This is a genomic window from Desulfobulbus sp. (genome assembly GCF_030824455.1).
In the GTDB taxonomy this organism is placed as follows: domain Bacteria; phylum Desulfobacterota; class Desulfobulbia; order Desulfobulbales; family Desulfobulbaceae; genus Desulfobulbus.
In genome coordinates, this window is sequence record NZ_JAVBXR010000033.1 from 15966 (window position 1) to 40655 (window position 24690).

Here is a 24690-nt window from a genome sequence, read left to right on the forward strand (position 1 = left end):
CGTTTGGTCCCGACTAATAGACGAAGAGGACGACATAATGGCAGATGTGAAAAAAAAGATGGCTGCGGCCCTTGCAGCTGTTAATGCCTATATGCAGCAGGAAGAGGAAGCCGCTTATCAGGCGCAGCTGGCTGCCGCCAAGCCCGCCGCGACCGGGCCGAGTTTATGGGCAATCGCCGGCCGTCAGGACATCATGAATTTCCGCCGGCTGATTCAGCTGAAAGCATTCTAAGGCTTTTCCTACCAATAGACGTTTAACGACAACGTACAACAGGAGATATTGACAATGAGCGACCAAGTAAAGATGACCGCCATGAATTACGCAAACGACCGGCCTGCAGCTGAAAATCCGGTCAAGATTATGGACTTGAGCCTTCGTGACGGCCATCAGTCTCTTTTCGCCACCCGCGGGCGGACCGAGGACATGATTCCTGTAGCTGAAATGATGGACGAAGTCGGCTTCTGGGCCATTGAGACCTGGGGCGGCGCCACCTTTGACACCATGCACCGCTTCCTCAATGAGGATCCGTGGGAGCGCCTGCGCACCCTGAAACGCTACATCAAGAAGACCCCTTTCTCCATGTTGCTGCGTGCGCAGAATCTGGTTGGCTACCGCAACTACGCCGACGATTTGGCCACCGCCTTTGTTGATCGCGCCGCCGAGAACGGCATGGACGTTTTCCGTACCTTTGACGCGCTCAACGACTACCGCAACTTCGAGACCGTTGTTAAGCAGATCAAGAAGAGCGGCAAGCATTTCCAGGGTTGTATCTGCTACTCTCTGACCGAACCGCGTCTGGGCGGCGACGTATATGATCTGAAGTACTATGTCGACAGAGCCAAAGCCCTTGACGACATGGGTGCCGATTCCATTTGTATTAAGGATATGGCCGGCTTGATTGCTCCTTATGACGCCTACGCGATTGTCAAGGCCATCAAGGAAGTCACCAAGACCCCGATCCATCTTCACAGCCACTTCACCTCCGGCATGGCGCCGATGAGTCACCTCAAGGCCATTGAGGCTGGTTGCGACATCATCGACACCTGCATGACCCCGTATGCTTACCGCACCGCGCATCCGGCCGTTGAGCCGTTGGTCATGTCGCTGCTTGGCACCAATCGCGACACTGGCTTCGACATCAAGAAGCTGTTCGCGATCAACGAGGTTCTGGAAAAAGAAGTTATGCCGAAGTACAAGCACCTTATGGATGACTCCAAGTGCTCGATCATCGACATCAACGTTCTGCTTCACCAGACCCCGGGCGGCATGCTTTCCAACTTGGTCAACCAGTTGCGCGAGATGGACGCTCTTGACAAGATCGATCAGGTCTACAAAGAGCTGCCCAAAGTGCGTAAAGACCTTGGCCAGATTCCGTTGGTCACCCCGACCAGCCAGATCGTCGGCATCCAGACCGTCAACAACGTATTGTTCGACACCCCGGATGAGCGCTACAAGATGATCACCGCTCAGGTAAAAGATCTGTGCTACGGCCTCTACGGCAAAACCGCTGTACCGATCAACGCCGAAGTGCAGAAGAAGGCTTTGAAGGGCTATGCCCGCGGCGAAACCCCGATCACCTGCCGTCCGGCAGAGGTTCTTGAGCCGGAAATGGAGAAGGCAAAGAAAGAGATTGGCGATTTGGCCAAAGACATCGACGATCTCGTACTCTATGCCATCTACCCGGTCACCGGTAAGAAGTTCCTCGAGTGGAAGTACGGCAAGACCCCGGCTCCGCCTGAAGTTATGCCCATCACCCTCGACGACGTTAAGAAACGCGACGAATTGGTGGCCAAAGCCAAAGCCGGCAAGCTCTTTGAACGGAAATCCGAAGCTCCGGAGAAATCCGCCAATGTCCGTACCTTCAACGTCTTTGTTGACAACGAGTACTTCAACGTTGAGGTTGATCCGACCGGCGACTTCCAGCCTATGGTGTCTGCCGCGCCTCGCGCTGCAGCGCCTGCCGCCGCCGCTGCTCCTAAGGCCGCTGCCGCCCCTGCCGCCCCTGCCGCTCCTAAAGCCGCTGCTGCAGCTGCTGCTCCTGCTCCGGTTGTCGAAGGCGGCACCCCGCTGCTGGCGCCTATGCCTGGCATGATCGTCAAAAACGTCGTCAATGTTGGCGACAGTGTTAAAGCTGGCGACGCAGTGGTCATCCTTGAAGCCATGAAGATGGAAAACTCCTTGGGCGCGCCGTGCGACGGCACCGTCAAGGCGCTTTGCTTCGGATCCGGTGATTCGGTAGCCAAAGACACCGTCCTTGCAGTAATCGGTTAATCTTCTCGTAACCGTTAAGCACTAAGGGGCGCGCCACTGTTGTGGCGCGCCCCTTTTTTATGCGCTAACTAGCGCGGAGAAGATCGTTACAGTAGCCCTATCTGTTTCACACCAATTGCAGATATTTGGCTTGCTCCCAGAGTTTGGAGGCCAGGCGCACCGTCGCTTGATCAACCATCCGGCCTTCAACGGCGATGGCGCCTTTGCCTTCGCTTTTGGCTTGGTTGTTTGCCTCAATAACCTTGGCCGCCAGGGCAATGTCCTCTTTAGAGGGAGTAAACACCTCGTTAATAACCTCGATCTGGGAAGGATGAATAGCCCATTTGCCGTCGCAGCCAAGGGCGCACGCCATCACGGCGAAGCGACGCAATCCGTCTAAATCTTTAAAATTCCCGTAAGGCGCGTCAATGGCCAGCGCGCCGCCTGCTTTGGCGTGCATTACCATGTTGCTGATGGCAAAGTGCCAACGGTGACCAGGATACAACTCCTCTTCTTTTTCACCATGCCCGGAAATGGAAACCAGACGCGCGCCGATGGAGGCAGAATAATCGGCGATGCCGAACACTAGGGTTTTCACCCGATCACTGGCCTGGACAATCTCCGTGGCGCGCAGCAACCCCTCGGCGGTCTCAATCGAGGCCTCAATGCCAATTGCGCTGGATGTCCCAACCTGCATTTCAATCCCGCTTAACATCCGATCCGCAAAATAGACGTCGCCGGGGTGATTCACCTTGGGGATGACAACGGCGTCAATCACATGGCCCGCACGTTCCGCCACTTCAAGGAGATCGCGATGGGCAAAGGGCGTGTCGAGCGAGTTGATGCGGACGGTTACAGTTTTTCGACGCCAATCCAGCGAAAGGAGTGAATCAATGACCTGTTCACGAGCCTTGATCTTCTCTTCAACCGGAACGCTGTCTTCAAGGTCGAGCATGATCACATCAGCTTGGCTTTCGCAGGCCTTGTCGTGCATCTTCTTGAGATGACCGGGAACGGACAAATTGGATCGTCGTGGTTTCATGCAACCTCCTGGGGCAAAGGGTGTGTGGTTGTTAGTGAGCAATGCTTGCTTGAGCAAAACGAGAGACATGCACTCTATCGGCATATCAGCTGCTCAGCCGTCTTTGTTTACCGTATTTTTGGACAAAAGCGAAAAAAATAGATGAGCGCAGCTGCCAGAGGCTGCAACGCCCTTTGGCACGTTACAACCGTGCCATTTTCTCGAGTTGACGGGCTTATGACAGAGAAGCAAATCGAGGAGAAATTACAATCCGGGAGCAAAAGAAGGGAGCCAAACAACCACTGTCATGCTTTTTGGCAAACGTTGTACAATGCCCTGAGAGGGGCCCCCGAGATGCTTGCAGATTGCAAAAAGAGAAGGAAGAATGAGTCCAGAGGTTAGCCGAGCCTTATGCACCGAAGCATAACCACGGAAATTGGGCAATGCGAACAGTCGGGACGGACAACCGTTGGCAAACAGGAAACGCAACAATGGCGGCGCCGTTGACAGGGGCGCTTAAAAGGCGAACCATTTCTTTTTCTTCTTAGAGGAACAAAGCGCCACGCGATTTCTGCCGCCGTTCTTCGCTTCATACAGGGCCGCATCGGCCAACCCGATAAAATCATTCTTTTGAAATTCACTGGCCGCCGGATGCGCACTGGCCACGCCGATGCTGATAGTGACGTGGTAGGTGTTGGCGCCGTCGTCAAAGGGGTACTCTTCGATGGTTTTGCGCAATTTTTCAGCCACGGCCAAGGCCTCGTCCTGTCCAGTTTCAGGGAGGACAAAAACAAACTCCTCGCCGCCATAGCGGGCTATGAGATCGTACTCCCTGATCACCTCTTTCGTCACCCGGCAAAACTCCTTCAGTATAAAATCTCCGGTTTGGTGGCCATATGCATCATTAAATTTTTTAAAGTAATCAATGTCCGCTAATAATAATGAAAGGGTGCGATTGTTGCGGATTGAGCGGTTGATTTCAGCTTCAAGAAAATTTTGAAAAAATCGATGATTGTTGATTTCTGTTAGACCGTCAATATTGGCAAGATTTTCGAGAAGCCGATTCTTTTGCGCCAACTCTTCGGTCAACTTCTCCAACTCCATCTTGGATTTAATCAATTCACGATTCATTTCCTCATACGAGAGGTTGATCAGACTGAGACGAAGATTTGCTTCTTGCAGAATTTCAGCCACCGATTTGACGGGATTGATTTTAAGACCAAAAAATCGCGCCGACTGATCAATAACAACGTCGATCATTTTCAAGACCGTGTTGACGCCTAGCACCTTGAGGCCAAGGAGTTGCTTGGCCTCGTTGCGAAATTGTTTGTGATATCGCTCAGGCGTGTCCGAATAAAAAATATTGGCGAGCAAACCAGCGAGGTAGGCGGCTCGAATATTCTGTTTGAGACGAATGTTCGAGCCCTGATAGGCCTGCGGTTGATGGTGGTACTTGATCGGCAGCAGCAAATTTTCCGGAAGCCCCCACACCTTGGCCACCTCATACCCAATATCGGTGTGGGTGAGGCCAAGCATCTCCTGCTCCAACCGATTTTCCCTTTCCTCCCGGTCGATGCCGGCATCGCCTGGATTGGAGTCCAAGGAGCGCAAAACCTGATCGTACTCATTGTGCAGCGTGGCGGCAAAGACCAGTTGACCAATGTTTTGCAAAAGGCCGCAGGTGAAGGCCTCTTCCGTATCGCTGCTGGACACCTGCTCAAGGATCAATTTAGCGCCGGCCGCTTCCACTAAAGAACGTTCCCAGAACAGCTCAAAATTAAACAGAGAATTTTTTTGTTTCTTCCCCAACGAGAGGAATGAAAAGCTGAGCACCAGACTGCGCACCGCGTTGATTCCGAGAATAGAAACCGCCTGATTGATCGAGGATATCTGTTGGGGAAAACTATAAAAAGAGGAATTGGCCACGCGAAGGACTTTAATCGACAAGGCCATGTCCTGGGAGATGAGTCCAGCGATGTCGTTGAGGGTGGTCTCTTCCCGGGCGGTCAACGCCAGTAATTTGCTCGCAATGACGGGCAAGGTCGGCAGCTCTTTGGAAGCAAGTACGTCCTGTAGGACGATTTCCGGGGACTTGGTCATTGCGAACACCTCGACGTGCACTTCATGGGGTTTGATGCTTTGGCTGGAGCGGGAGGAAGAACAAGTCGGCGTGCAAAATCACGCATGCCTCGATAACTACGATATGCAGCAGTATATAATGTTTTCTTGGTTCATCCAAGGGCGGAGCGGAAAAAAGACTCACGGGTCACGGGAGGATGGTGTTGGGATAGGAGCACGGCAGTTGCTTGTAGGTAGAGAAGTCCAAAGTTTCTCCCAACTTGGCAATATAGTTGGGGGTCAGAGGAATTTTCCCGCCGCCGCCAGGGGCGTCGAGCGCATAGGTGGGCACGGCCATGCCGGAAATATGTCCAATAAGGCTTCGCATAATCGCGACGCCGGTGTCGACGGTGGTCCTGAAATGGCCGGCGCCGCGCGTCAAATCGGCTTGAAAAAGATAGTAAGGTTTTACCCGAATCTGCACCAGACGATACATTAATTGCCGCATGATTTCCGGGGAGTCGTTGACGCCGCGCAACAGCACCGTCTGACAACCCAAAGGAATGCCGGCGTCAGCCAGTCGCGCGCAGGCCCGTTCCGCTTCCGGGGTAATTTCAGCGGGATGATTGAAATGGGTATTGATGTATAAAGGGTGATGCTTCTTTAGCATTGCAGCCAACCGGGCAGTTACGCGGCTGGGCAGGGTGCAGGGGACCCTGGTGCCGATGCGAATCGTGGCGATGGAGGGGATAGCCCGCAAGGACGTTAAAATTTGATCCAGGCGTGCAATCGGCAGCATGAATGGATCGCCGCCGGACAACAACACGTCGGAAATGGTCGGGGTGCGTTGCAGATAGGCTAGGCCGGCGGCAATGGTGGCGTCGTTGACGACCATGTCCGCTTTGCCGACCTTGCGCTTGCGAGTGCAAAACCGGCAGTACATCGCGCATTCGCTGCAAACGAGAAACAGAGCGCGGTCCGGATACTTATGCACCAAACAGGGTACGGGGCTAAGATTTTCTTCGTCAAGGGGATCAACCAATCCACTTTCATCTTCCAGTTCTAGGACGTCGGGGACCGCTTGCTTCCACAGTGGCAGCCCTGTTTTCTTGATCAAATCAAGATAGTAGCGGCTGATTCTCAGGGGATAAACGGCATGCACCGCCTCAAGCGGTTCACGGGGGATGCCCAAGGCCTCGGCAAGTTGCTTGGGCGTTGCAACAAAGGTGTTAGACGGCATGACGGCACTCCACGGATAGCGGACACGGTGAAAAAAAACCGGGCGTCGTCACTCGCTGAATGACGACGCCCGGAGAACTGCCAACGAACAACAGGCTACATCATCCCTAACATGCGCGGCAGCCAAATCGACAGAGTCGGCCAGTAGGTAACCACCGCCAAAAAGACCAGCATGGTCAGCAACCAGGGCCAGACCGCCACCGTGAGTTCGGTGATGCCCATCTTGGTGATGCCCGAAGCCACGTACAGATTCAGGCCCACCGGCGGATGGCACATGCCCACCTCCATATTGACCGTCATCATGATGCCGAAATGCACCGGATCAATGCCGAGCTGCATCGCCACCGGGAACAGAATCGGCGCGAAAATCAGCATGATGGACGAGGGTTCCATGAAGTTGCCGGCAGCCAGCAACAGGATGTTGACCGCCAACAAAAAGGCGATTTCGCCAAATCCTTTGGCAAGCATCCAACTGGCCAGGACTTGCGGGATGTTCTCATTGGTGAGAATGAAAGAAAACATAACCGCATTGGTAATGATGTACAGCAACATCGCCGACATGTTGGCCGAGTTGAGCAACACCCTGGGAATGTCCTTGACGCCCAGATCCTTATAGACGAACACGGCCACAAAACAGGCATAGACCGCGCTCATGGCGGCGGCTTCAGTGGGCGTGAAGGTTCCGGTATAGATGCCGCCCATGACAACGACAATCAGGAACAGTCCCCAAAAGGATTCGCGAAAGGTCCGTAATCGCGTTACCCAGGAGGCCTTGGGCTGGCGAGGATAGTTGTATTTGCGGGCGCGATACCAGGTGACGCCGCCGAGCATGGTGGCCAGCATCAGGCCGGGAACAACGCCGGCCATGAACAGGGCCCCCACCGAGGTGTTGGTGGCCACGGAATACATCACCATGACGATCGAAGGCGGAATCAAAATGCCCAGGGCCCCGGAGGTGGTGATGACGCCGGCGCCGAATCGCATGGGGAATCCGGCCTTGACCATGCCGGGGAGCAAAATGGAGCCGATGGCGACAACCGTGGCCGGCGAGGAGCCGGAAACTGCGGCAAAAAGGGCGCAAGCCATAACGCCGGACAAGGCGAGCCCACCGTACCAATGGCCGACCATGGAGGTGGCGAAATTGATCATTCGCCGGGCCACACCCCCGTGGGTGAGAAAATTGCCGGCAAGAATGAAAAAGGGGATGGCCATGATCTCGAACTTTTCAATGCCGGTGAACAGCTTCAGGGCCACAGATTCCAGCGGCACCTGGGTCATGGTAAAGAGAAAGGAGAGAACGGTTAAACCCAACGAAATGGAAATCGGCATCCCGGTCAGCATTAACGCCAGAAGGATACCAAAGATGACTGCTGCACTCATGCTTGGGCCTCCTTGCGATTGCCTGCGGTTGGGCCGCCGTCAGTCGGCAGTTTTTCTTCCACCACACCGTCGACATGGCCGTGATCATGGTGCGGCAGGTCGCCGGTTTTGATGAATTGCACCGTTACTTGCAAAAATCGAAAACACATCAACGACGAACCAAGGGGCACGGCGCTGTAGACGATCCAGGTCGGCCATTCAAGGTCAGGGGTGGTCGGCCCTTGATACAGATCGCCCATGGTCAGCCCGAGCAAGGAAAACACAGAATAGTGCATGCCGTTTTCCCAAACGAACCGCGCGCCCAAAGTGCCGACAATGGCGGTGAACAGGGCTCCGGCGAGCAGGCCGAAGACGACAAATTTGAAGCGGGTGCGTTTGTTGAGGCTGTTGATCAGGACGTCAACGCCCACATGAATGCCGGTGCGAACGCCATAGGCGGCGCCGAATTTGGCCATCCAGACAAACATGATAATGCACAATTCCTGCGCCCAACTAAAATTAAGGCCCAACAACCAGTCCTGAACAAGAGGAATGGGCAGACCGGCTGCATAGCGGTGAACAACGGCCAGAAAGATAATGCCGGTTGCCCCCCCCATGAGGAATGTAATGAACCATTCCTCAAGATGATTAAGAAATTTCATTGGTACCGTATCCTCCAAACAAAAAAGGGGGCGGATTATTGGTAAATCCGCCCCTCGTGACGCTGCTGCCGGTTGCTCTTATTTGGTAAAGCCGGTGGCCTTGTAGGTGGCCTCAAGGATGTCTTTACCGATCCGGCTTTCCATCTCTTCATGTACCGGAACCAATGCTTTTTTGAATTCGGCACGTTCGGCCGCGTTTAACACCGTAACTTCGGTCTTGCCCGATTTGCGAACCGCCTCGAGATCTTGATCGTTTTTCTCTTTTGCAATTTTGTTGGCGTAATCAGTGGCCTCGATCATGGCAGTCTCAAGCTGACCGCGAAGCTCAGCCGGCAGGCCGTCCCAGAATTTTTTATTGACGATAACGGCGTAGCCCAGGTAGCCATGATCGGAAACCGCCAGATATTTCTGCACTTCGTGCATTTTCTGGGTGTAGAAATTGGAAATGGGGTTCTCTGTGCCGTCAACAACGCCCGTCTGCAAGGCTTGGTATACTTCTGAGAAGGCCATGGTCTGGGGAATGGCTTTCAAGGCTTTCATTTGCGCTTCCAACACTTTGGAGGATTGGATGCGAAGCTTTTTCCCCTTCAGATCAGCAGGGGTTTTGATGGGAGTGTTTGCGGAAAAAGATTTAAATCCATTGTCCCAATAGGCAAGCCCCTTGATGCCCTTGGGCTCAAGCTTGGCGAACAGCTGCTGGCCGACTGCGCCTTTGGTGACGGTGTGTAGCGCTGCATAGTCGTTGAAGATATAGGGCAGGTCAAACAATTCAAATTCCTTGACGCCTAGCGGGCCGAACTTGGCCAATGACGGAGCGAGCATCTGGACAGCGCCAAGCTGCAGGGCCTCCATCTCTTCCTTGTCCTTGTAGAGTTGGCTGTTGGGGTACACTTCCACCTTCACCTGGCCCTTGGTCAACTCCTCGGCGCGCTTCTTGAAAAAGTCGGCCGCTAAGCCCTTGGGCGTGTCGACTGCCACCACATGGCTGAATTTGATCACGATGGGCTCCGCCAGCGCAGCGCCGGCAAAAAAGAGTGAAGCAACCGCCAGCGTAGCCAATGTCTTGGTCATCTTTCCTAACATCATACATCCCCCTTGCGTTAATGGATTAACCTTGCCCCCGTACGCATCTGCAGCTTGAACCCATGCCACGGAAACAACGACTTGAAACCGGCACACTTTAAACTATCGCAAAATAAAGACCAAGCAGAAATGCTCGCGACCAAATGCAAATCGTTGCGAGACAAGCTATTTCGGGAGGGTTTCCGTTATTGGAAGAAAAACAAAGGCGCCACGATGTATGACCATGCAACATTGCGCCAATACTGCAGGAATGAAAAACCAACGCCAGCAACCATGCAAAAAAACAATGCGGCGACAAGGCCTCTGCAAAAATTATCCGACGAAACAACAGCCGGTTAAAATAAAAAAAGGACTGTCGCCAAATTTCAAGGCGACAGTCCTTCTAAAACAACAGATTTCGAAAAGATCAGCGATCAACCATCAATGATCAATGGTGAAAGACGCCTTCAGGAATTCTCTGTTCAAACGAGCAATGTTGCGGATGGTAATGCCCTTCGGACATACATTCTCACACTCGCGCTCGTTGCCGCAGTTGCCGAACCCTTCCTTGTCCATCTGCAGGACCATGGAAATGGCCCGTTTCTTGGCTTCCGGTTCCCCCTGGGGCAGCAGTGCAAACTGCGACACTTTAGCGCCAAGGAACAACATCGGGGTGCCGTTCGGGCAGGCTGCCGCGCAAGCGCCGCAACCGATGCACGCCGCAGCGTCCATGGCCTGCTCGGCCACATGCTGCGGAATCAGGATGTTGTTGCCGTCCTGCGGGGAACCCGTGTTGACGGAAACATACCCACCGGCCGCAATGATGCGGTCAAGGGCAGAGCGGTCAACAATCAGGTCTTTGACGACCGGGAATCCTTGAGAGCGGAACGGTTCGATCACGATGGTGTCGCCGTTTTTGAAGCGACGCATGTGCAGCTGGCACAGGGTTGTTTCCTTGTCCGGCCCATGAGCCGTTCCATTAACAACTGCGCCGCACATACCGCAGATGCCTTCGCGGCAATCGTGGTCAAACGCAACGGGCTCCTGCCCTTTGATGGTGAGCCATTCATTCAACACGTCAATCATTTCCAGGAAGGAACTGTCGGTGCTGATGTCCTTGAGAGCATGCTCCTCAAAAGCGCCTTTAGCCAGAGGACCATTCTGTCGCCAGATTTTTACTATTATATTTATCGATTTCGATGACATAAGCTTTCTTCTGCGTTGTATTTTAAACTTCAGTGATGAATCAGTTTATACAAGAGTACAGATGTGCGTTACTTATAACTGCGCTGCGAAGGTGTAACGTTTTCAAAGACCAGCTGCTCTTTGTGCAACTCAGGGGCAGTGCCCAGGCCCTTGTACTCCCAAACCGCAGAGTAGCAGAAATTCGCATCGTCACGCTTGGCTTCATTTTCCTCTGTCTGGCTTTCTTCTCTGAAGTGACCACCGCAGGATTCAGCACGATTGAGGGCGTCAAGCGCCAGCAACTCGCCAAATTCAAGGAAGTCAGCAACACGTCCGGCCCGCTCCAGCGACTGGTTGAGTTCCTGGCCAGAACCGGGCACCACAACATTCTCCCAAAACTCGGCGCGAATTTCAGGAATCCGCTTGAGAGCCAACTCGAGACCGGCCTTATTACGGGCCATACCGCAGTTGTCCCACATGACCTTGCCAAGTTCTTTGTGGAAGTGATCGACGGTCTGTCCGCCCTTGCCGCTCTTGGTGTTTTTCAACAGTTTGGCGGTTTGCTCGCGAACCTCATTGGCGGCAGCCTCAAAGGCCGGATGATCGGTGCTGGTCGGCACCGGTGGAACCGTGGCCAGGTAATTGCCGATGGTGTAGGGCAGAACAAAATAGCCGTCGGCCAAGCCCTGCATCAACGCCGAAGCGCCCAGACGGTTAGCGCCGTGATCAGAGAAGTTGCACTCGCCGGTAGCGTACAGACCAGGGACGGTGGTCATCAGATTATAATCAACCCACAATCCACCCATGGTGTAATGGATGGCAGGATAGATCATCATCGGCTCTTTGGTCGGATCGCTGTCAGTGATCTTCTGGTACATGTGAAAGAGGTTGCCGTACTTCCGCATGATCACATCCAGACCGTCGCGCTTGATGGCGTCGGAGAAGTCAAGGTAGACGCCGAGTTTGGTCTCGCCGACGCCCCTGCCCTCGTCGCAGGCTTCTTTAGCGTTGCGGGAGGCAACGTCGCGGGGCACCAAGTTGCCGAACGACGGATATTTGCGCTCAAGATAGTAATCGCGCTCTTCGATTGGGATGTCGGCGGCCTTTCTGGTGTCGCCGACTTTCTTCGGAACCCAGACGCGACCGTCGTTGCGCAGGCTCTCGCTCATGAGGGTCAGTTTGGATTGGAAGTCGCCGTGCACAGGAATGCAGGTCGGGTGAATCTGAACAAAACACGGGTTGGCAAAACCAGCGCCGCGCTTGTAGGCGCGCCATGCTGCGGTGACGTTGGAAGCCATGGCGTTGGTGGACAAGAAGTACACGTTGCCGTAACCGCCTGTCGCAAGCACAACCGCATGCGCAGAGTATTTTTCGATCTCGCCGGTCACCAGATTGCGACAGATGATGCCCTTGGCAACGCCGTCAGCCACAACCAGATCCATCATCTCACGGCGGGTGTACATTTTCACCTTGCCGGCGCCGACCTGGCGCATCATGGCGGTATAGGCGCCAAGCAGAAGCTGCTGACCCGTCTGGCCGCGCGCATAAAAAGTACGCGAAACCTGGGCGCCGCCGAACGAACGGTTGGCCAGGGTTCCGCCGTACTCACGGGCAAAAGGCACGCCCTGAGCTACACATTGATCGATAATGTTGTTGGCAACCTGGGCCAAGCGATAGACGTTGGCCTCACGGGCGCGGAAGTCGCCGCCTTTGACGGTGTCGTAGAACAGGCGGAATATGGAGTCGCCGTCGTTCTGGTAATTTTTAGCGGCGTTGATGCCGCCCTGGGCTGCGATGGAGTGCGCGCGGCGTGGGCTGTCCTGGATGCAGAACGATTTGACGTTGTATCCCAGCTCTCCCAAGGTAGCGGCTGCGGAAGCGCCCGCCAAACCGGTGCCTACGATAATGACTTCGTATTTCCGTTTGTTAGCAGGGTTGACGAGTTTGTTGGAAAAACGGCACTTATCCCATTTTTCTGCCAGAGGTCCTTCAGGTATTTTTGAGTCAAGCTGCATAGTCTTTTCTTTTCGCTGTAGGTGAATAGGAATAAAGCTTGTTAAGAAGATCCGTCATAAGCGCAATATCTTTGAAGAATCTTCTAGCGTCTCTTGTCGAACTGTACTGTAATTAGAGCAATTGATTCTGAGAGATGACCATAAGGAACGTAATCAGCAGGAACACCCCGCCCATGAGACCCGCAAGCGCCCAGGTCACAATGCGCAACGGGTTGTCATATTTGGGATGGCTGATTCCATAGGTCTGAAGCAACGACCAAAAGCCATGGCTTACATGGACGAAAAGGAGACACATACCTGCTCCGTAAATAAGGGTAAAGAAGGGGTTGTTCAGAACCTCGGTGACGAAATCAGAAATCGTCTTAACCTCGGTTTTTTCAACAAAATGAAAATTGGCAAGGTGGATCAGGATGAATACAAAAATTGCAATGCCAGTGTAGGGCATGGTTTTGGAGCCCAAGGTGCGGCCGCCGGCGCTGGTTTCAACAGCGTATTTGCTGCCTCTTGCTTTACGGTTTTCAAGGAACAGGATAATTCCGGTGATAACGTGCAAGAAAAAGATGGAATACAGACCGATTTCAAAGATAGGTACAAAAATGCCTAGAGAGTGAAGATGATGCGCGTAGGCATTAAACGCGCTTCTCCCCCAGAAAATTGTACTGTTGCCTATGGTGTGCACGAGCAAGAACCCGCCCAACATAAACCCAGTAAAAGCCATGATGTACTTTTTGCCCAACGATGATCGACAAGTTTGAATGAACCACGACATAATTACCATTCCTGAATGAGAGTTAAAAAGAGTAAAACCGTTGATACGCCAATGAAACCATATTCAGATTTGAAAAAATCAAACTGAACGGTCATTCATTACCAGCCTGCCGTCTTTTCTGTCAAGAAAAAAAAGGGCCTTGTAATTCCAAGCATTTTCGGTAGGTCGCAGTAACGCCCACCTGAAAAAAATAGGCGAATTGTGCAAAATATATTCGGGTCAAAACAACCCTTAGAGGAAAAAGAGCGGGACTTTTTGAAACGCTGTGGAATTATGATCGGCAGATGCGACAATGGGCGCAAAATACAAGTCGCATAGCCGCAACACGCACACTTTGCATAAACATATTGTGCATTTCAGGGGTGACTTATGCCTTCTCGTGCAGGGCGCTCAAGCAACGCCGCCCTTGGCCCCCTGCGGAACCGGAGGGGCAATCCTGGGCTTCACCGTTTTAGCTCAACCCAAATCCATCACTTGGCGCCAAACGCAACCGCGCTAAAAATAATCTCAACAAACCGTGGAAATGCAGCCGCCGGCATAGCTTAGCCGACAGAGCTGCAGCCGATAGAGCGGGAGAAAACCTGGTCAGTTGACAAGGGGCGTCGGCCGCTCGTCAATGCGCTGCAGCCCTTCCATGAGCAGTTTCATGAAATAGCCGATTTCAGGGACGTCGAAATCTTCAGGAGGAAGACCTGGGGTGAATTTGAACCGGCCGTGTTTCTCGCGCAACACTTCGTAGAAGGCGGCCTCGTTCTTGGCACCGGCGTAGGTGGCCTTGATCAGGGCGCCCTGTCGCAGAGAAAATCTGGCGGTTCCTTTTAGCAGCTGGGTAATGGTGAGAATGCCGGTCTTATGGTTGGCGTTCAGAGTTTGAAACAGCGCCTCCGGGGGAATTTCCTCGAGTTTGCCGATCATGCCCGAGGCGTAATCATCGGACCGCACTCGGTTTGAATCGGTCAGGCGCTTGGCCAGCAAGCGAGTGAAATAGTTCTGTAGGGCCGGATGCTTCTGCAAAATTGCCTTGAGGTGATTGTGGCCGATGTAGAGCAGTTGGCATTCGCAATTGGCCTGCACCGTAGCGCCGACGTTTTCTTCGCAAATCAGGCTCATTTCGCCGAAGACCTCGCCGGCTTTCAAGCTGGAAATGGGAATGCCGGCGTCGTTCAAAATATCGACTTGGCCCGAGACAACGACGTAGAAAAAACCGCCAGCGTCGCCCTTGCGAAGGATAAACTCATTTTTCTTGCACGTCCGCACTTTGAAATACTTGACCACGCTGTTCAGGTTGTGGTGGTCGATGCTCTTGAAAAAAGAAAAATTGCCCAACAAATGGAGGATGCCGCCCAATTGATCGTCAACCCCGTCAAATTCCGGCGCGGCAACCATGTGGCGAAAATGTTCCAAACGGATTGAACCCGTGCAGCCGCTGCACGAAATCATGCAGTCGGGAATCTGATCGGCCCGTTCGTATTCGATAATGATTTTGGTCAGATCCGCGTTGAGAATTTTGCAGGCGCCGCGGTGGGGCGGCGAGTGCACCATGGTGGTGTTGATGAAGGAATTTTCCCCATTGCTCTCCATATTGATGGCAATGCCGGAAATCTGAAACACGTCGCCGTAACGGAAGAGCGGGCAGTGCCTGGTCTCGCAAACACGGAAACTGATTTTGGGGAAGCCCATGGAAAACTCCTGGAACAATTTACAAAAAGCGACGCGAGTGCTATTTTCCTTTCTCGACTGCTCTGTATTATGCTCGAAATGGACCATGGAAACAAGCGAATCCTGGAGCCGGCCACTATCCCGCCGCCAACGCTTGCCGCGTTTTCCACAGGAGAAAATCGTATGCTGCACACCTCAGTAACCCCGGAAGGCCGTTTCCGGGTCGGTAAACATGCGCCGTCCTATCAAGTGACTAATTTGCGCGCCCAGGACCATCGCTGCACGCTTGGTTTCCTGCCCAACGACGCCGCCGTCGACAATCAAACCAATTTTCCCGATCACGACATAACCGTAGCCCAGGCGCGCCCCATTTACGAGATTCGTAACCCCCTGCCCTTTCGCGGTTGCACCTATATTGATTCCGGATGGGCCAGCGCCCGCGCCGCCGATCCGGGACTGATTGCCATACCCGCTCCCGAGGCCGTCAGTCTGCGGTCGCTGCTCGGCGCACAGGGGCAAGGCGCCGCAGTTCAGGCGATCATCACCCAGTTGCCCATGCCCCTGCGTTATGCATTGGCGGCGACCTCGACCGATCCAGAAGAGCTGGTCTGGCTGGCCCAGTCCTGCTGCAGCATGCTCTATGACGACCTAGGCGCGCCCGTGGGCTTGCGTTACCGCGAACACAACGGCCGCCGCCAGGCAATAATTGATGATTTTGAACTGTTCGAGACCATTGCCAACAATCCCCATCTGCCCGACCCGTATAAAATCGTGATGGTGCTTCGGCCCGGCGTGCAAGGCGACAGCGAGATCGTCGGCGATTATCGCCAGGACGGCGCTGAAATTTTCGAATATCTGCGCGGCAACTCCTACATCCCCTGGGGGCATTTTGCCGCTAATTTCGCCCACACCTGCATCCGCTACCGCATTGCCGATCTCACCCCGGCCGACATGACCGGGTTGCGGCATCTCTATTATCAACGAATGTATTGCACCGTGGCCGCAAAACTTGGCATAGCCCCGGACATTCGCAGGCGACAGTTGACGCCGGAGGAACTGGAAGACCTCCGATTGCGCATTCACGCAGCACTGACGCGCCAGGACAGGCCCGTGGAAGCGTTGGCCACTCTCTGGGGCTGGAATTTTGGCTACGATTTTTCCGGTTCTGGATACCGACTGCACGCCTCGCATCAAATGATCCATCAGCAGTACGCCATGGCCCCGCAATGGGTGGACGACACAACCGGCGGCAGGACTCCCGCCTACTGCTGCGGCGATCTGGCGGCGGATGTGGCCGAGCGCTATCGGCAGGACTATCACTCGGATTTTTTTGACGATTACCTGAGAGCCATCGTGAGCAATACCCGTACCGACGGAGGACCGGGCGAACAGTCGCTGATTGTCTGGCAGGACGCCAACGCGCTGCTCTTTGTACCCAAGGCGCAGACGTCGCAGTGGGAACTGCAGCTGATGGCCACCGCCAACTGCGGCGACGCGCCGGTGGGCAACGTGTTTGAGGCGGACGCGGCGGTCCGGCGCTCGCTCGACGCCGGCATCCTCAAGGCCCAACAGGTTCTGGCCGGGTTGGGCGCCGCGATGGTGACCTCGATCGAATATTCCAAACGGATCGGAGTGAACAACGGCCAACGGCTTCTCTACGCCTTTCTGCCCAAACTTCCCTGGTCCATGGGCGGCTTCAGCGAGGCGCAGGAGCGCTCCATCCTGGGCCACTATCCCGAAGATTTTGCCGTCGCCTGCCGCCGCCAATTAAAGTGAGCGGAATTTTCCCGGCCGGTCCGCAGAAAAGGACTGAAGAATGGCCGACGACGTGCTACAACATGCGGGTTGGCCTACCGCAGCAAGACCAACCATCAGGCGCGGACAGATCGGCCGCGTCAGGATTAACCTACGGACAGAACAGCAATGAAAAAAGGATATTACGGACAGTGGGGCGGGGCTTTCATACCGGAAGTCCTCCAGGCGACCTTTGCCGATTTGAACCGGGCCTATGAAGCGGCCCGCGCCGACGCCTCCTTCTGGCAGGAGTACGTCGAGCTGATGGGCAACTATTCCTGCAGGCCCACCCCGCTGACCTACGCGGAGAACCTCACCCGTCATCTCGGCGGGGCCAAAATTTATATCAAGCGCGAAGACCTCAACCACACCGGGGCCCACAAGGCCAACAACGTCATGGGCCAGGGCCTCTTGGTCAGACGCATGGGCAAGAAGCGGGTGATCGCCGAAACCGGCGCCGGCCAGCACGGCGTTGCCACCGCCACCATGGCGGCCCGATTTGGCTTGAGCTGCACCATCTACATGGGCGAGGAAGATGTAGCCCGCCAGCGGCCCAACGTCTTCTGGATGGAGAAGCTCGGAGCAACAGTGGTTCCGGTGACCGACGGCTCCCGCACCCTCAAGGACGCCATGAACGAGGCCTTCCGCGATTGGGTGAGTTCCATGGACGACACCCACTACGTCATAGGCACGGTCTGCGGTCCGCACCCCTTTCCAGAGATGGTGGCCTGGTTTCAATCGATTATCGGCATCGAGGCGCACCGCCAGATCCTGGCCCAGCATGGCCGCATGCCCGACCGGGTGTACGCCTGCGTTGGCGGCGGCTCCAACGCCATGGGCATCTTTCAGGGTTTCCTGGACGAACCGGGCGTGGAGTTGATAGGCGTGGAGGCCGGAGGGCTGGGAATCGACACCGGCAAGCACGCCTCGCGCATGGTTGAAGGCAGCGGTGCCACCCCCGGCGTGGCCCAGGGATACAAAACCAGATTCCTGCAGAGCGCCGAAGGGCAGATGCTCGACACCCATTCCATCGCCGCCGGGTTGGATTACGTCGGCGTCTCGCCGATCCTGGCTGATCTCGGCGAAAAAGGCCGGGTGCGCTTTGCATCCGCCACCGACCGCGAAGTGATTGAGGCCCTGAGTCTGGCCATGCGCACCGAGGGACTGATTCCGGCCATGGAGTCCTCGCACGCCTTTGTCCAGGCCATCAAGGAAGCCCCGACCATGCGCCAGGACCAGGCGATCATCATCAATATGTCCGGACGCGGCGACAAGGACATCTTCACCATCGCCCACGCCTTTGACGATCCCTCCTGGAAAGAATTCATCGTCAAACGGGCGGAAGCATACAGATAAGCATGTCGGCAGGCCCGCTGTTGCGAGCCGGACCGTGTGGAACAGAGGTGTGACGTGAGCAGCAATCTGGAACAAGAACTGAAAAATCGACTGAACAGCAAACCCATCCTGCTGATGACCCATCTGGTGCTGGGCTACCCCTCGCTTGCGGTCAACCGCGAGGTGATCCGGCAGATGGCGGCCAACGGCGTGGACTGCATTGAACTGCAAATTCCCTTCTCCGAGCCCATTGCCGACGGCCCGGTGATCCTCAAGGCCAGCCAAGAGAGCCTAAAAAACGGCATCAGCGTGGAGGAATGCTTTACGTTTGGCCAGGAAATGGCGGCGCACTACCCGGCGGTCCGCTTTCTTTTCATGACCTATTACAACATCGTTTTCAAATACGGCGAGGAAGCTTTTCTCCGCCGGACCAAGGACATTGGTTTTTGCGGAACCATCGTGCCCGACCTGCCTCCCGAAGAAGGGCAGACCTATCTGGCAACCAGCAAGGCTCTAGGCTTGGCGCCGGTGCAGTTTTTCACCCCCACCTCGTCCGAGGAACGGATGCGGGAGGTGGCGGCCCAAGGCGCGGGCTTTGTTTACTGCGTGGCCCGACGCGGGGTCACCGGCCAGCAGACCACCTTTGACGACAACCTCGATCACTACCTGGCCCGCTGTCGCAGAGCCACCGACCTGCCGCTGGCGGTGGGATTTGGCATCAGCAACCGCGCCGATGTGGCCCTGTTGGTCGGCAAGGCCGATATGGCGGTGATCGGCACCGCCACGATCAAACTGGTCGACGCCCAAGGGCCAGAAGCGGTGGGACCGTTTATCGCCGGGCTGTAGACGCCGGCGCAACCTTCTTTGCGGCGCGCCTTGCTATCCTTCGAGGCCGCGCCCTTCGCTCGTCTTGTTCAACCCATCGACGCAACCTCTTCCCGAGGTCCAAGAGACAATCCCATGGAAAACGCATTCTCCGACAGAATCACCGACGTGCCCAAGTCCTTTATCCGGGAAATCCTCAAAGTCACCATCGATTCCTCGATCATCTCCTTTGCCGGCGGCCTGCCCAATCGGCTTTTCTTCCCGGTCAAGGCCCTGCAAAAGGCCGCCTTTGACGTCTTTGAAGAGGCTGGCGCCGAGATTCTCCAGTACGCCAACTCCGAGGGGTACCTGGGCCTGCGGCAGTTCATCGCCGACCGGTACCGCAAACAGGAAGGACTGGAGATTCCGGTGGAGGACATCCTGATCACCACCGGTTCGCAGCAGGGGCTGGATTTGCTGGGCAAAACCTTTCTCAACGAGGGCGACGACCTGATCATCGAGGAACCCGGCTACCTCGGGGCGATTCAGGCCTTTGCCATGTATCGGCCCCGCTTTCATCCGGTTCCGGTGAGCGAGGGCGGCATGGACACGGCCGCGCTTGGTCGGGTGCTGAGCGAGCGGCAGCCGAAACTGCTCTACACGGTTACCAACTTTCAAAATCCCAGCGGCGTCAGCTACAGCGACGACAACCGGCGGGCGGTGGCTGATCTGCTGCGCGGCAGTTCCTGCCTGATCATTCAAGACGATCCCTACGGCGATTTGCGTTTTTCCGGGAGCCGCAAGATTTCCTTCAAACACCTTCTACCGGCCAACACGGTCCTGCTCGGTTCGTTCTCCAAAACCGTGGCCCCGGCAATGCGGCTGGGCTGGCTGGTTGCGCCGCCGCTGATCATGGACAAACTGGTGATCGCCAAGCAGGCGTCGGATCTGCACACCGATTATCTGGCCCAGCGCATCCTCCACCGATACCTCTGCGACAACGATCTCGACGCGCACATCGCCGCCATCATCCGCCAGTACGGCAAACAGAAAGAGGCCATGATCGGCGCCATCAAGGATTTTTTCCCGGCCGGCGTGCAACACACTAACCCGGAGGGCGGCATGTTTTTGTGGGTGACCCTGCCCGAAGGGACCTCGTCCATGGCGCTCTTTGAGGCGGCCATCAAAAAGAAGGTGGCCTTTGTGCCGGGCACGCCATTTTACGTGGACCGCAAGGACAGCAACACCCTGCGCCTCAATTTCTCCTGCTCGGACGAACCGACCATTGTCGAGGGCATCAGGCGTTTGGGCGATTCCATCAAAGCACTATTTTAACCACAGGAGACACACAGGATATGCGCGCAAAAAAACTCGTCGTTGCCTTCGCGGGCTTGGCCCTCTGCTTACTGACGCTTTGGGGATGTTCGGGAGATCAAGAGAAAAAACAGGAGAAAAAAACACCGACCGTGCAACAGCAACTCGGTCAAGATGCGGCGCAGTCGGTGCAGAAACCGCTTGCAGAGGCTCGCAAGGCGGCTCAGGCGGAGACAGGGGCAAACCAGGCCACCAAGGATGCGGCCGGCGCCTTGCAGCCAGCGGCCCCGGAAGCCGGCGGCAAGGAAAAAAAGAGACTGGAAGGATGTTGATTGCCGAAAACACCAACGAAGAAACGCGCTGCACGGCGCGTTTCTTCGTTGCACACCACCTGCTGTAAAAGCGTCTGCGCGACGCGTTCTCAACCCTGGGGCAGCGTCCGCGACGCGCCCATCAGGCCCGCTTTCACAAACCCACCTCTGCCAATGCCTTGACCGCCTCTTCCTGCTCAGGAGTGAGGGTTTTGGGGATTCGGACCGCAATCTTCACCAACAAATCGCCGCGATGCCCGATGGGACCCGCCGGCAGCCCGTGTCCCTTGATGCGGAGCTTGGCCTCCTGCTGGACGCCTGCGGGCACCTTGACGTTGAATTTTTTGCCGTCCAAGGTGGCGACTTCAATGGCGGCGCCAAGACAGGTTTCGCTGAAAGGAATGCGGTGCTCCACCACCAGATCGTCCTCTTCCCGCTGAAACACCGGGTGCTCGGCAACATGCACCTTCAGATAGAGATCGCCCGCCGGGCCGCCGGAGGACGAAGGCGCTCCTTTGCCGCTCAAACGCAGCCGCTTGCCGTCCTCGATGCCTTTGGGAATCTTCACCGAGACGTTCTGGGTCTGCCCGTTCTGGCGCAGGCTGACGGTCTTCTCTGTTCCATGCAGGACATCCTCCAGGGTGACGGTCATCTCATAGGTCAGATCGTTGCCTGGCGTCGGTTGCGGTCCGCACCCGCCGCCGCAACCGCCGCGCGCCCCTGTCTGTCCAAAAATATTGTCAAAAGATCCGCCGCCGGTTGAACGGAAGTTGCCGGCGTTAAATCCCCCCGCATTACGAAACCCGCCGCCAAAACCGAACTGACGGAGGATGTCGTTAAGATCGAAGTTGCGGAAGATGTCCTCCTGGGAATAACGCTGGCGAAAGCCCGCCGACCCGTAGGCGTCGTACTGCTGCCGTTTTTCCTGGTCGGAGAGCACGGCGTAGGCCTCGCTGATCTCTTTGAATTTTTCCTCCGCCGCCTTGTCGCCCTGGTTTTTGTCCGGATGATATTTAAGGGCCAGTTTGCGATAAGCCTTTTTTATCTCGTCGGCGGTGGCGGTCTTGGCGACGCCAAGAATCTGGTAGTACTCCATAACGCTCTTGTGTACGAAAAAGTGGTTAGTTGAGAAACAGTCCCTGATGTGGGACTACTATAAGATCAAAGCGCGCATTGTCTATTGAGCCTGAGCCGTGCAGGTCATTTTTCCGTCCCAAGGCGGGAGCGGACACTGACGGTTTGCCGACTTGGCGCCGGCGAAGAGGCACCGAACTGTCGGCTGAGCCGATCCAACACTGCGGCGCGGTTATTGACCTGCTGGTTGAGGAGGACGACAAAGGCCTGGCCGCCCGGGAGGTAGCCGGCAAGATTGTACACCCCGGTCAGGGTGCCGGTTTTGACGGCCGCGCCGCGCTCCTTTTTCAGCAGCTCGAGCTGGGGACGGAAGCGGGTCAGCAACTGGAGCATGGCCCGCGCGGTGACGCGGTTGTCCCGCGACAGGCCGGCCCCTTCCACCTGGACAATCGCATCGGCGGTCGCCTCGCCCAACTGGCTCGCCAACTCCCGGTGCACGGCCTGTTCGGCCTTCTTCCAGGTGGCGGGATAGCCAAATTCCTTGGCCCCGCAGGCCAGAAACATCAGGTTGGCCATGAAATTGGAAGAATACTGCAGGGTGGAACGGCTGACCTCGGTCAGGGTCTGGCGGCTCTGGTGGGTGTAAAACAGGCGAGCCCCCTGCGCCGGAACCGAACGGACTCCGCCCAGCGCCGCCACCGGCGTTCCGCCCTGTTGCAGCAGGGCGCGAAAGAGTTCGCCGGCGTGTTGCGCCATGCGGACATCGGGGTTGCACCCCTGGGCGCAGATGTTGACCCGAAACCGACCCGCCGGGCGACGTTGACCCAACTCAATCATGATCGGCAGGGTCGGCGTCAGGGCTTCGCCGGAGACGATTCGTCCTGCCGCGTCCTTGTCGATCGGCACAGAGTTGAAATTGACCGACAGCGGCCCGACCGGGGCGTCGTAGGGATTGTCGCTGTCTTCCTGCCCTGGGACCTGCGTGGTCAGGGCAAAGGCGGACGGATCGACGTACAGGGTCTGCACCCGGCGCAGCCCCTTCAGGCGCAGTTGCTCGCCAATGGCAATGATCTCCTCGGAAACGAGGGTGGGATCGCCAAATCCCTTGAGATAGAGGTTGTCGCGGTCGTCGAGGTAAAATTCGGTGCGGAAGCGGTGGTCCGGGCCAAGGATGGCCAAGGCCGCCGAGACGGTGGCAATCTTGAGCACGCTGGCCGGAACCAGGGAACGGTCAACATTGCAGGAATCGACGATCTGGCCGCCGGGGTCGGCAACCCCGTAGGCCCCCTGGGCGGACAGATCGGCAATGGAGCGGCAGGTCGCATACCCGACCTGCCGCTCCATGGAACACAACATCGGCAAGAGCGCCAGCAGCCAGAGGAGGATGCGTCCCGCCCCCGGCGTCTGTCGCGCCCTTGCCGCGACCGGCTCAGCCAATCTTGGGCAGACGGGCCAGCGAGGCGTCTATCTGCTCCTGCGGATAGGCGTAATCGCTTAACTTGCCGCTCAGATAGTTGTCGTAGGACGGCATGTCGATCAAACCGGTGCCGGAGAAATTGAAAAGGATGGTCTTCGGCTCGTTGGGATCCTTCATGGCCTCGATGATCGCGCCGCGGATGGCGTGGGTGGTCTCGGGGGCGGGGATGATGCCCTCGGTCCGGGCGAAGAGGATGCCGGCCTCGAAACACTCCATCTGATGCACCGATTTGGGGGTGACAATGCCGTCGCGGACCAGGGCCGAGATGATCGGCGCCATGCCGTGGTAGCGCAGGCCGCCGGCGTGAATGCCGGGCGGCACAAAGTCGTGCCCCAGGGTGTACATGTAGAGCAGCGGGGTCATCATGGCCACGTCGCCGCAGTCGTAGGCCAGCTTGCCGCCGGTCATCGACGGGCAGGAGGCCGGCTCGTAGCCGATAAATTCAATTTTCTTGCCGTCAAGATAATCGGGGACAAAAGGCGCAATCAAGCCGGCAAAGTTGGAGCCGCCGCCGCAACAGCCAATCACCACGTCGGGGTACTCGCCGGCGATCTCCATCTGCTTTTTGGCTTCCAGGCCAATGATCGACTGGTGCAGGACCACATGGTTGAGCACCGAGCCCAAGGCGTAGTTGGTGTCCTTGCGGCTGGACGCGTCTTCCAGGGCCTCGGAAATGGCCATGCCGAGCGCGCCTGGGGTGTTGGGGTCGCGGGCCAGGATCTCGCGGCCGGTTTTAGTGTCCATGCTGGGGCTGGCGACAACCGAACCGCCGTAGGCCTGCATGATGAATTTGCGGTAGGGCTTCTGGTCATAGGAAATCCGGACCATGTAGACCTTGCACTCCAGGCCGAACTTCGAGGTGGCCAAGGACAGGGCCGAGCCCCACTGGCCGGCGCCGGTTTCGGTGGTCAACCGTTTGACCCCTTCCCGCTTGTTGTAATAGGCCTGCGGCACGGCGGAGTTGGGTTTGTGGCTGCCCACCGGGCTGACGCCCTCGTTTTTGAAGAAGATCTTGGCCTTGGTGCCCAGCGCCTCTTCCAGTTTGTTGGCGCGAACCAAAGGCGAAGGCCGCCAGATTTTGTAGACCTCCATGACCTCCTGCGGGATTTCAATGAACCGCTCCTGGCTCATCTCCTGCTCCAGCAGGGCCATGGGAAACACCGCAGCCAGTTTTTCCGGCCCCATCGGCTGGTGAGTTACGGGATCAAGCGGCGGCTGCAGCCCCCCTGGGATGTCGGGAACAACATTGTACCAGCTGGTCGGCATCTGATCTTCGCGCAGAACGATCTTCTTCATGATTA

Annotated in this window: 21 protein-coding genes; 8 read left to right on the top strand and 13 right to left on the bottom strand. The window is 56.3% G+C overall.

The genetic code is table 11. From position 1 onward, the window contains the following. The first annotated feature begins 37 nt into the window (after positions 1–37). A complete protein-coding gene (locus RCH93_RS05665) occupies positions 38–232 on the top strand; it encodes a hypothetical protein (RefSeq protein ID WP_306547355.1) in 195 nt (64 codons plus the stop codon). Between the two features lie 54 nt (positions 233–286). After that, positions 287–2272, top strand: coding sequence for a pyruvate carboxylase subunit B (locus RCH93_RS05670; protein WP_306547356.1), 1986 nt, complete (start codon positions 287–289; stop codon positions 2270–2272). A gap of 106 nt (positions 2273–2378) precedes the next feature. On the opposite strand, the gene RCH93_RS05675 is transcribed toward RCH93_RS05670, so the two are convergent. From RCH93_RS05675 to RCH93_RS05700, 6 genes are all read right to left on the bottom strand, one after another. Beyond that, a complete protein-coding gene (locus RCH93_RS05675) occupies positions 2379–3293 on the bottom strand; it encodes a CoA ester lyase (RefSeq protein WP_306547357.1) in 915 nt (304 codons plus the stop codon). A gap of 495 nt (positions 3294–3788) precedes the next feature. Further along, complete coding sequence (locus RCH93_RS05680) at positions 3789–5372, bottom strand: GGDEF domain-containing protein (protein ID WP_306547358.1); 1584 nt, start codon at positions 5370–5372, stop codon at positions 3789–3791. A gap of 166 nt (positions 5373–5538) precedes the next feature. Then, positions 5539–6570, bottom strand: a complete 1032-nt coding sequence (locus RCH93_RS05685) for a KamA family radical SAM protein (RefSeq protein ID WP_306547359.1) — start codon at positions 6568–6570, stop codon at positions 5539–5541. Between the two features lie 95 nt (positions 6571–6665). Then, entirely contained in the window at positions 6666–7949 is a 1284-nt protein-coding gene (locus tag RCH93_RS05690; protein ID WP_306547360.1) for a TRAP transporter large permease, read from the bottom strand. Further along, positions 7946–8590 (bottom strand): TRAP transporter small permease, encoded by a 645-nt coding sequence (locus tag RCH93_RS05695; RefSeq protein WP_306547361.1) that lies wholly within the window; start codon positions 8588–8590, stop codon positions 7946–7948. The genes RCH93_RS05690 and RCH93_RS05695 overlap by 4 nt, the downstream gene beginning before the upstream one ends. Before the next feature lie 78 nt (positions 8591–8668). After that, entirely contained in the window at positions 8669–9676 is a 1008-nt protein-coding gene (locus RCH93_RS05700; RefSeq protein WP_306547362.1) for a TRAP transporter substrate-binding protein, read from the bottom strand. A gap of 78 nt (positions 9677–9754) precedes the next feature. Here RCH93_RS05700 and RCH93_RS05705 point away from each other — a divergent pair, with 78 nt between their 5' ends. Beyond that, entirely contained in the window at positions 9755–10012 is a 258-nt protein-coding gene (locus RCH93_RS05705) for a hypothetical protein (protein ID WP_306547363.1), read from the top strand. A gap of 81 nt (positions 10013–10093) precedes the next feature. On the opposite strand, the gene RCH93_RS05710 is transcribed toward RCH93_RS05705, so the two are convergent. From RCH93_RS05710 to RCH93_RS05725, 4 genes are all read right to left on the bottom strand, one after another. Continuing rightward, positions 10094–10858 carry a succinate dehydrogenase/fumarate reductase iron-sulfur subunit gene (locus RCH93_RS05710; protein WP_306547364.1) on the bottom strand — a complete coding sequence of 255 codons (765 nt, stop codon included), beginning with the start codon at positions 10856–10858 and terminating at the stop codon, positions 10094–10096. 68 nt (positions 10859–10926) lie between these two features. Next, positions 10927–12852: a fumarate reductase/succinate dehydrogenase flavoprotein subunit gene (locus RCH93_RS05715; RefSeq protein WP_306547365.1), complete on the bottom strand. Its 1926-nt coding sequence runs from the start codon at positions 12850–12852 to the stop codon at positions 10927–10929. 112 nt (positions 12853–12964) lie between these two features. Further along, positions 12965–13621: a succinate dehydrogenase cytochrome b subunit gene (locus tag RCH93_RS05720; RefSeq protein WP_306547366.1), complete on the bottom strand. Its 657-nt coding sequence runs from the start codon at positions 13619–13621 to the stop codon at positions 12965–12967. A 585-nt stretch (positions 13622–14206) separates the two neighbouring features. Beyond that, positions 14207–15301: a cyclic nucleotide-binding domain-containing protein gene (locus tag RCH93_RS05725; RefSeq protein WP_306547367.1), complete on the bottom strand. Its 1095-nt coding sequence runs from the start codon at positions 15299–15301 to the stop codon at positions 14207–14209. 162 nt (positions 15302–15463) lie between these two features. Here RCH93_RS05725 and RCH93_RS05730 point away from each other — a divergent pair, with 162 nt between their 5' ends. The 5 genes from RCH93_RS05730 (at position 15464) to RCH93_RS05750 (ending at position 20859) form a co-directional block, all read left to right on the top strand. Beyond that, positions 15464–17056, top strand: coding sequence for a hypothetical protein (locus RCH93_RS05730; protein ID WP_306547368.1), 1593 nt, complete (start codon positions 15464–15466; stop codon positions 17054–17056). A gap of 147 nt (positions 17057–17203) precedes the next feature. Beyond that, positions 17204–18430, top strand: a complete 1227-nt coding sequence (trpB, locus tag RCH93_RS05735; protein ID WP_306547369.1) for a tryptophan synthase subunit beta — start codon at positions 17204–17206, stop codon at positions 18428–18430. Positions 18431–18484: 54 nt separating this feature from the next. Continuing rightward, positions 18485–19255, top strand: coding sequence for a tryptophan synthase subunit alpha (gene trpA, locus RCH93_RS05740; protein ID WP_306547370.1), 771 nt, complete (start codon positions 18485–18487; stop codon positions 19253–19255). Positions 19256–19369: 114 nt separating this feature from the next. Continuing rightward, positions 19370–20548 carry a PLP-dependent aminotransferase family protein gene (locus tag RCH93_RS05745; RefSeq protein ID WP_306547371.1) on the top strand — a complete coding sequence of 393 codons (1179 nt, stop codon included), beginning with the start codon at positions 19370–19372 and terminating at the stop codon, positions 20546–20548. Positions 20549–20568: 20 nt separating this feature from the next. Beyond that, positions 20569–20859 (top strand): hypothetical protein, encoded by a 291-nt coding sequence (locus RCH93_RS05750; RefSeq protein WP_306547372.1) that lies wholly within the window; start codon positions 20569–20571, stop codon positions 20857–20859. Between the two features lie 133 nt (positions 20860–20992). Here the strand turns inward: RCH93_RS05750 and RCH93_RS05755 are convergent, their stop codons facing one another. From RCH93_RS05755 to RCH93_RS05765, 3 genes are all read right to left on the bottom strand, one after another. Beyond that, on the bottom strand, positions 20993–21934 hold the full coding sequence (locus tag RCH93_RS05755; protein ID WP_306547373.1) for a DnaJ C-terminal domain-containing protein: 942 nt from the start codon (positions 21932–21934) through the stop codon (positions 20993–20995). 104 nt (positions 21935–22038) lie between these two features. Continuing rightward, on the bottom strand, positions 22039–23349 hold the full coding sequence (locus tag RCH93_RS05760; RefSeq protein WP_306547374.1) for a D-alanyl-D-alanine carboxypeptidase/D-alanyl-D-alanine-endopeptidase: 1311 nt from the start codon (positions 23347–23349) through the stop codon (positions 22039–22041). Then, complete coding sequence (locus RCH93_RS05765) at positions 23342–24685, bottom strand: TrpB-like pyridoxal phosphate-dependent enzyme (protein ID WP_306547375.1); 1344 nt, start codon at positions 24683–24685, stop codon at positions 23342–23344. Before RCH93_RS05765 ends, RCH93_RS05760 begins: the two co-directional genes overlap by 8 nt. Positions 24686–24690 lie beyond the last annotated feature (5 nt).

Coding starts and splice junctions, on each gene's coding strand:
- trpB (WP_306547369.1), top strand. CDS start 17,204: ATGAAAAAAGGATATTACGGACAGTGGGGCGGGGCTTTCATACCGGAA.
- RCH93_RS05685 (WP_306547359.1), bottom strand. CDS start 6,570: ATGCCGTCTAACACCTTTGTTGCAACGCCCAAGCAACTTGCCGAGGCC.
- RCH93_RS05715 (WP_306547365.1), bottom strand. CDS start 12,852: ATGCAGCTTGACTCAAAAATACCTGAAGGACCTCTGGCAGAAAAATGG.
- RCH93_RS05675 (WP_306547357.1), bottom strand. CDS start 3,293: ATGAAACCACGACGATCCAATTTGTCCGTTCCCGGTCATCTCAAGAAG.
- RCH93_RS05750 (WP_306547372.1), top strand. CDS start 20,569: ATGCGCGCAAAAAAACTCGTCGTTGCCTTCGCGGGCTTGGCCCTCTGC.
- RCH93_RS05765 (WP_306547375.1), bottom strand. CDS start 24,685: ATGAAGAAGATCGTTCTGCGCGAAGATCAGATGCCGACCAGCTGGTAC.
- RCH93_RS05745 (WP_306547371.1), top strand. CDS start 19,370: ATGGAAAACGCATTCTCCGACAGAATCACCGACGTGCCCAAGTCCTTT.
- RCH93_RS05680 (WP_306547358.1), bottom strand. CDS start 5,372: ATGACCAAGTCCCCGGAAATCGTCCTACAGGACGTACTTGCTTCCAAA.
- RCH93_RS05710 (WP_306547364.1), bottom strand. CDS start 10,858: ATGTCATCGAAATCGATAAATATAATAGTAAAAATCTGGCGACAGAAT.
- RCH93_RS05730 (WP_306547368.1), top strand. CDS start 15,464: ATGCTGCACACCTCAGTAACCCCGGAAGGCCGTTTCCGGGTCGGTAAA.
- RCH93_RS05755 (WP_306547373.1), bottom strand. CDS start 21,934: ATGGAGTACTACCAGATTCTTGGCGTCGCCAAGACCGCCACCGCCGAC.
- RCH93_RS05695 (WP_306547361.1), bottom strand. CDS start 8,590: ATGAAATTTCTTAATCATCTTGAGGAATGGTTCATTACATTCCTCATG.
- RCH93_RS05700 (WP_306547362.1), bottom strand. CDS start 9,676: ATGATGTTAGGAAAGATGACCAAGACATTGGCTACGCTGGCGGTTGCT.
- RCH93_RS05720 (WP_306547366.1), bottom strand. CDS start 13,621: ATGTCGTGGTTCATTCAAACTTGTCGATCATCGTTGGGCAAAAAGTAC.
- RCH93_RS05665 (WP_306547355.1), top strand. CDS start 38: ATGGCAGATGTGAAAAAAAAGATGGCTGCGGCCCTTGCAGCTGTTAAT.
- RCH93_RS05690 (WP_306547360.1), bottom strand. CDS start 7,949: ATGAGTGCAGCAGTCATCTTTGGTATCCTTCTGGCGTTAATGCTGACC.
- RCH93_RS05670 (WP_306547356.1), top strand. CDS start 287: ATGAGCGACCAAGTAAAGATGACCGCCATGAATTACGCAAACGACCGG.
- RCH93_RS05725 (WP_306547367.1), bottom strand. CDS start 15,301: ATGGGCTTCCCCAAAATCAGTTTCCGTGTTTGCGAGACCAGGCACTGC.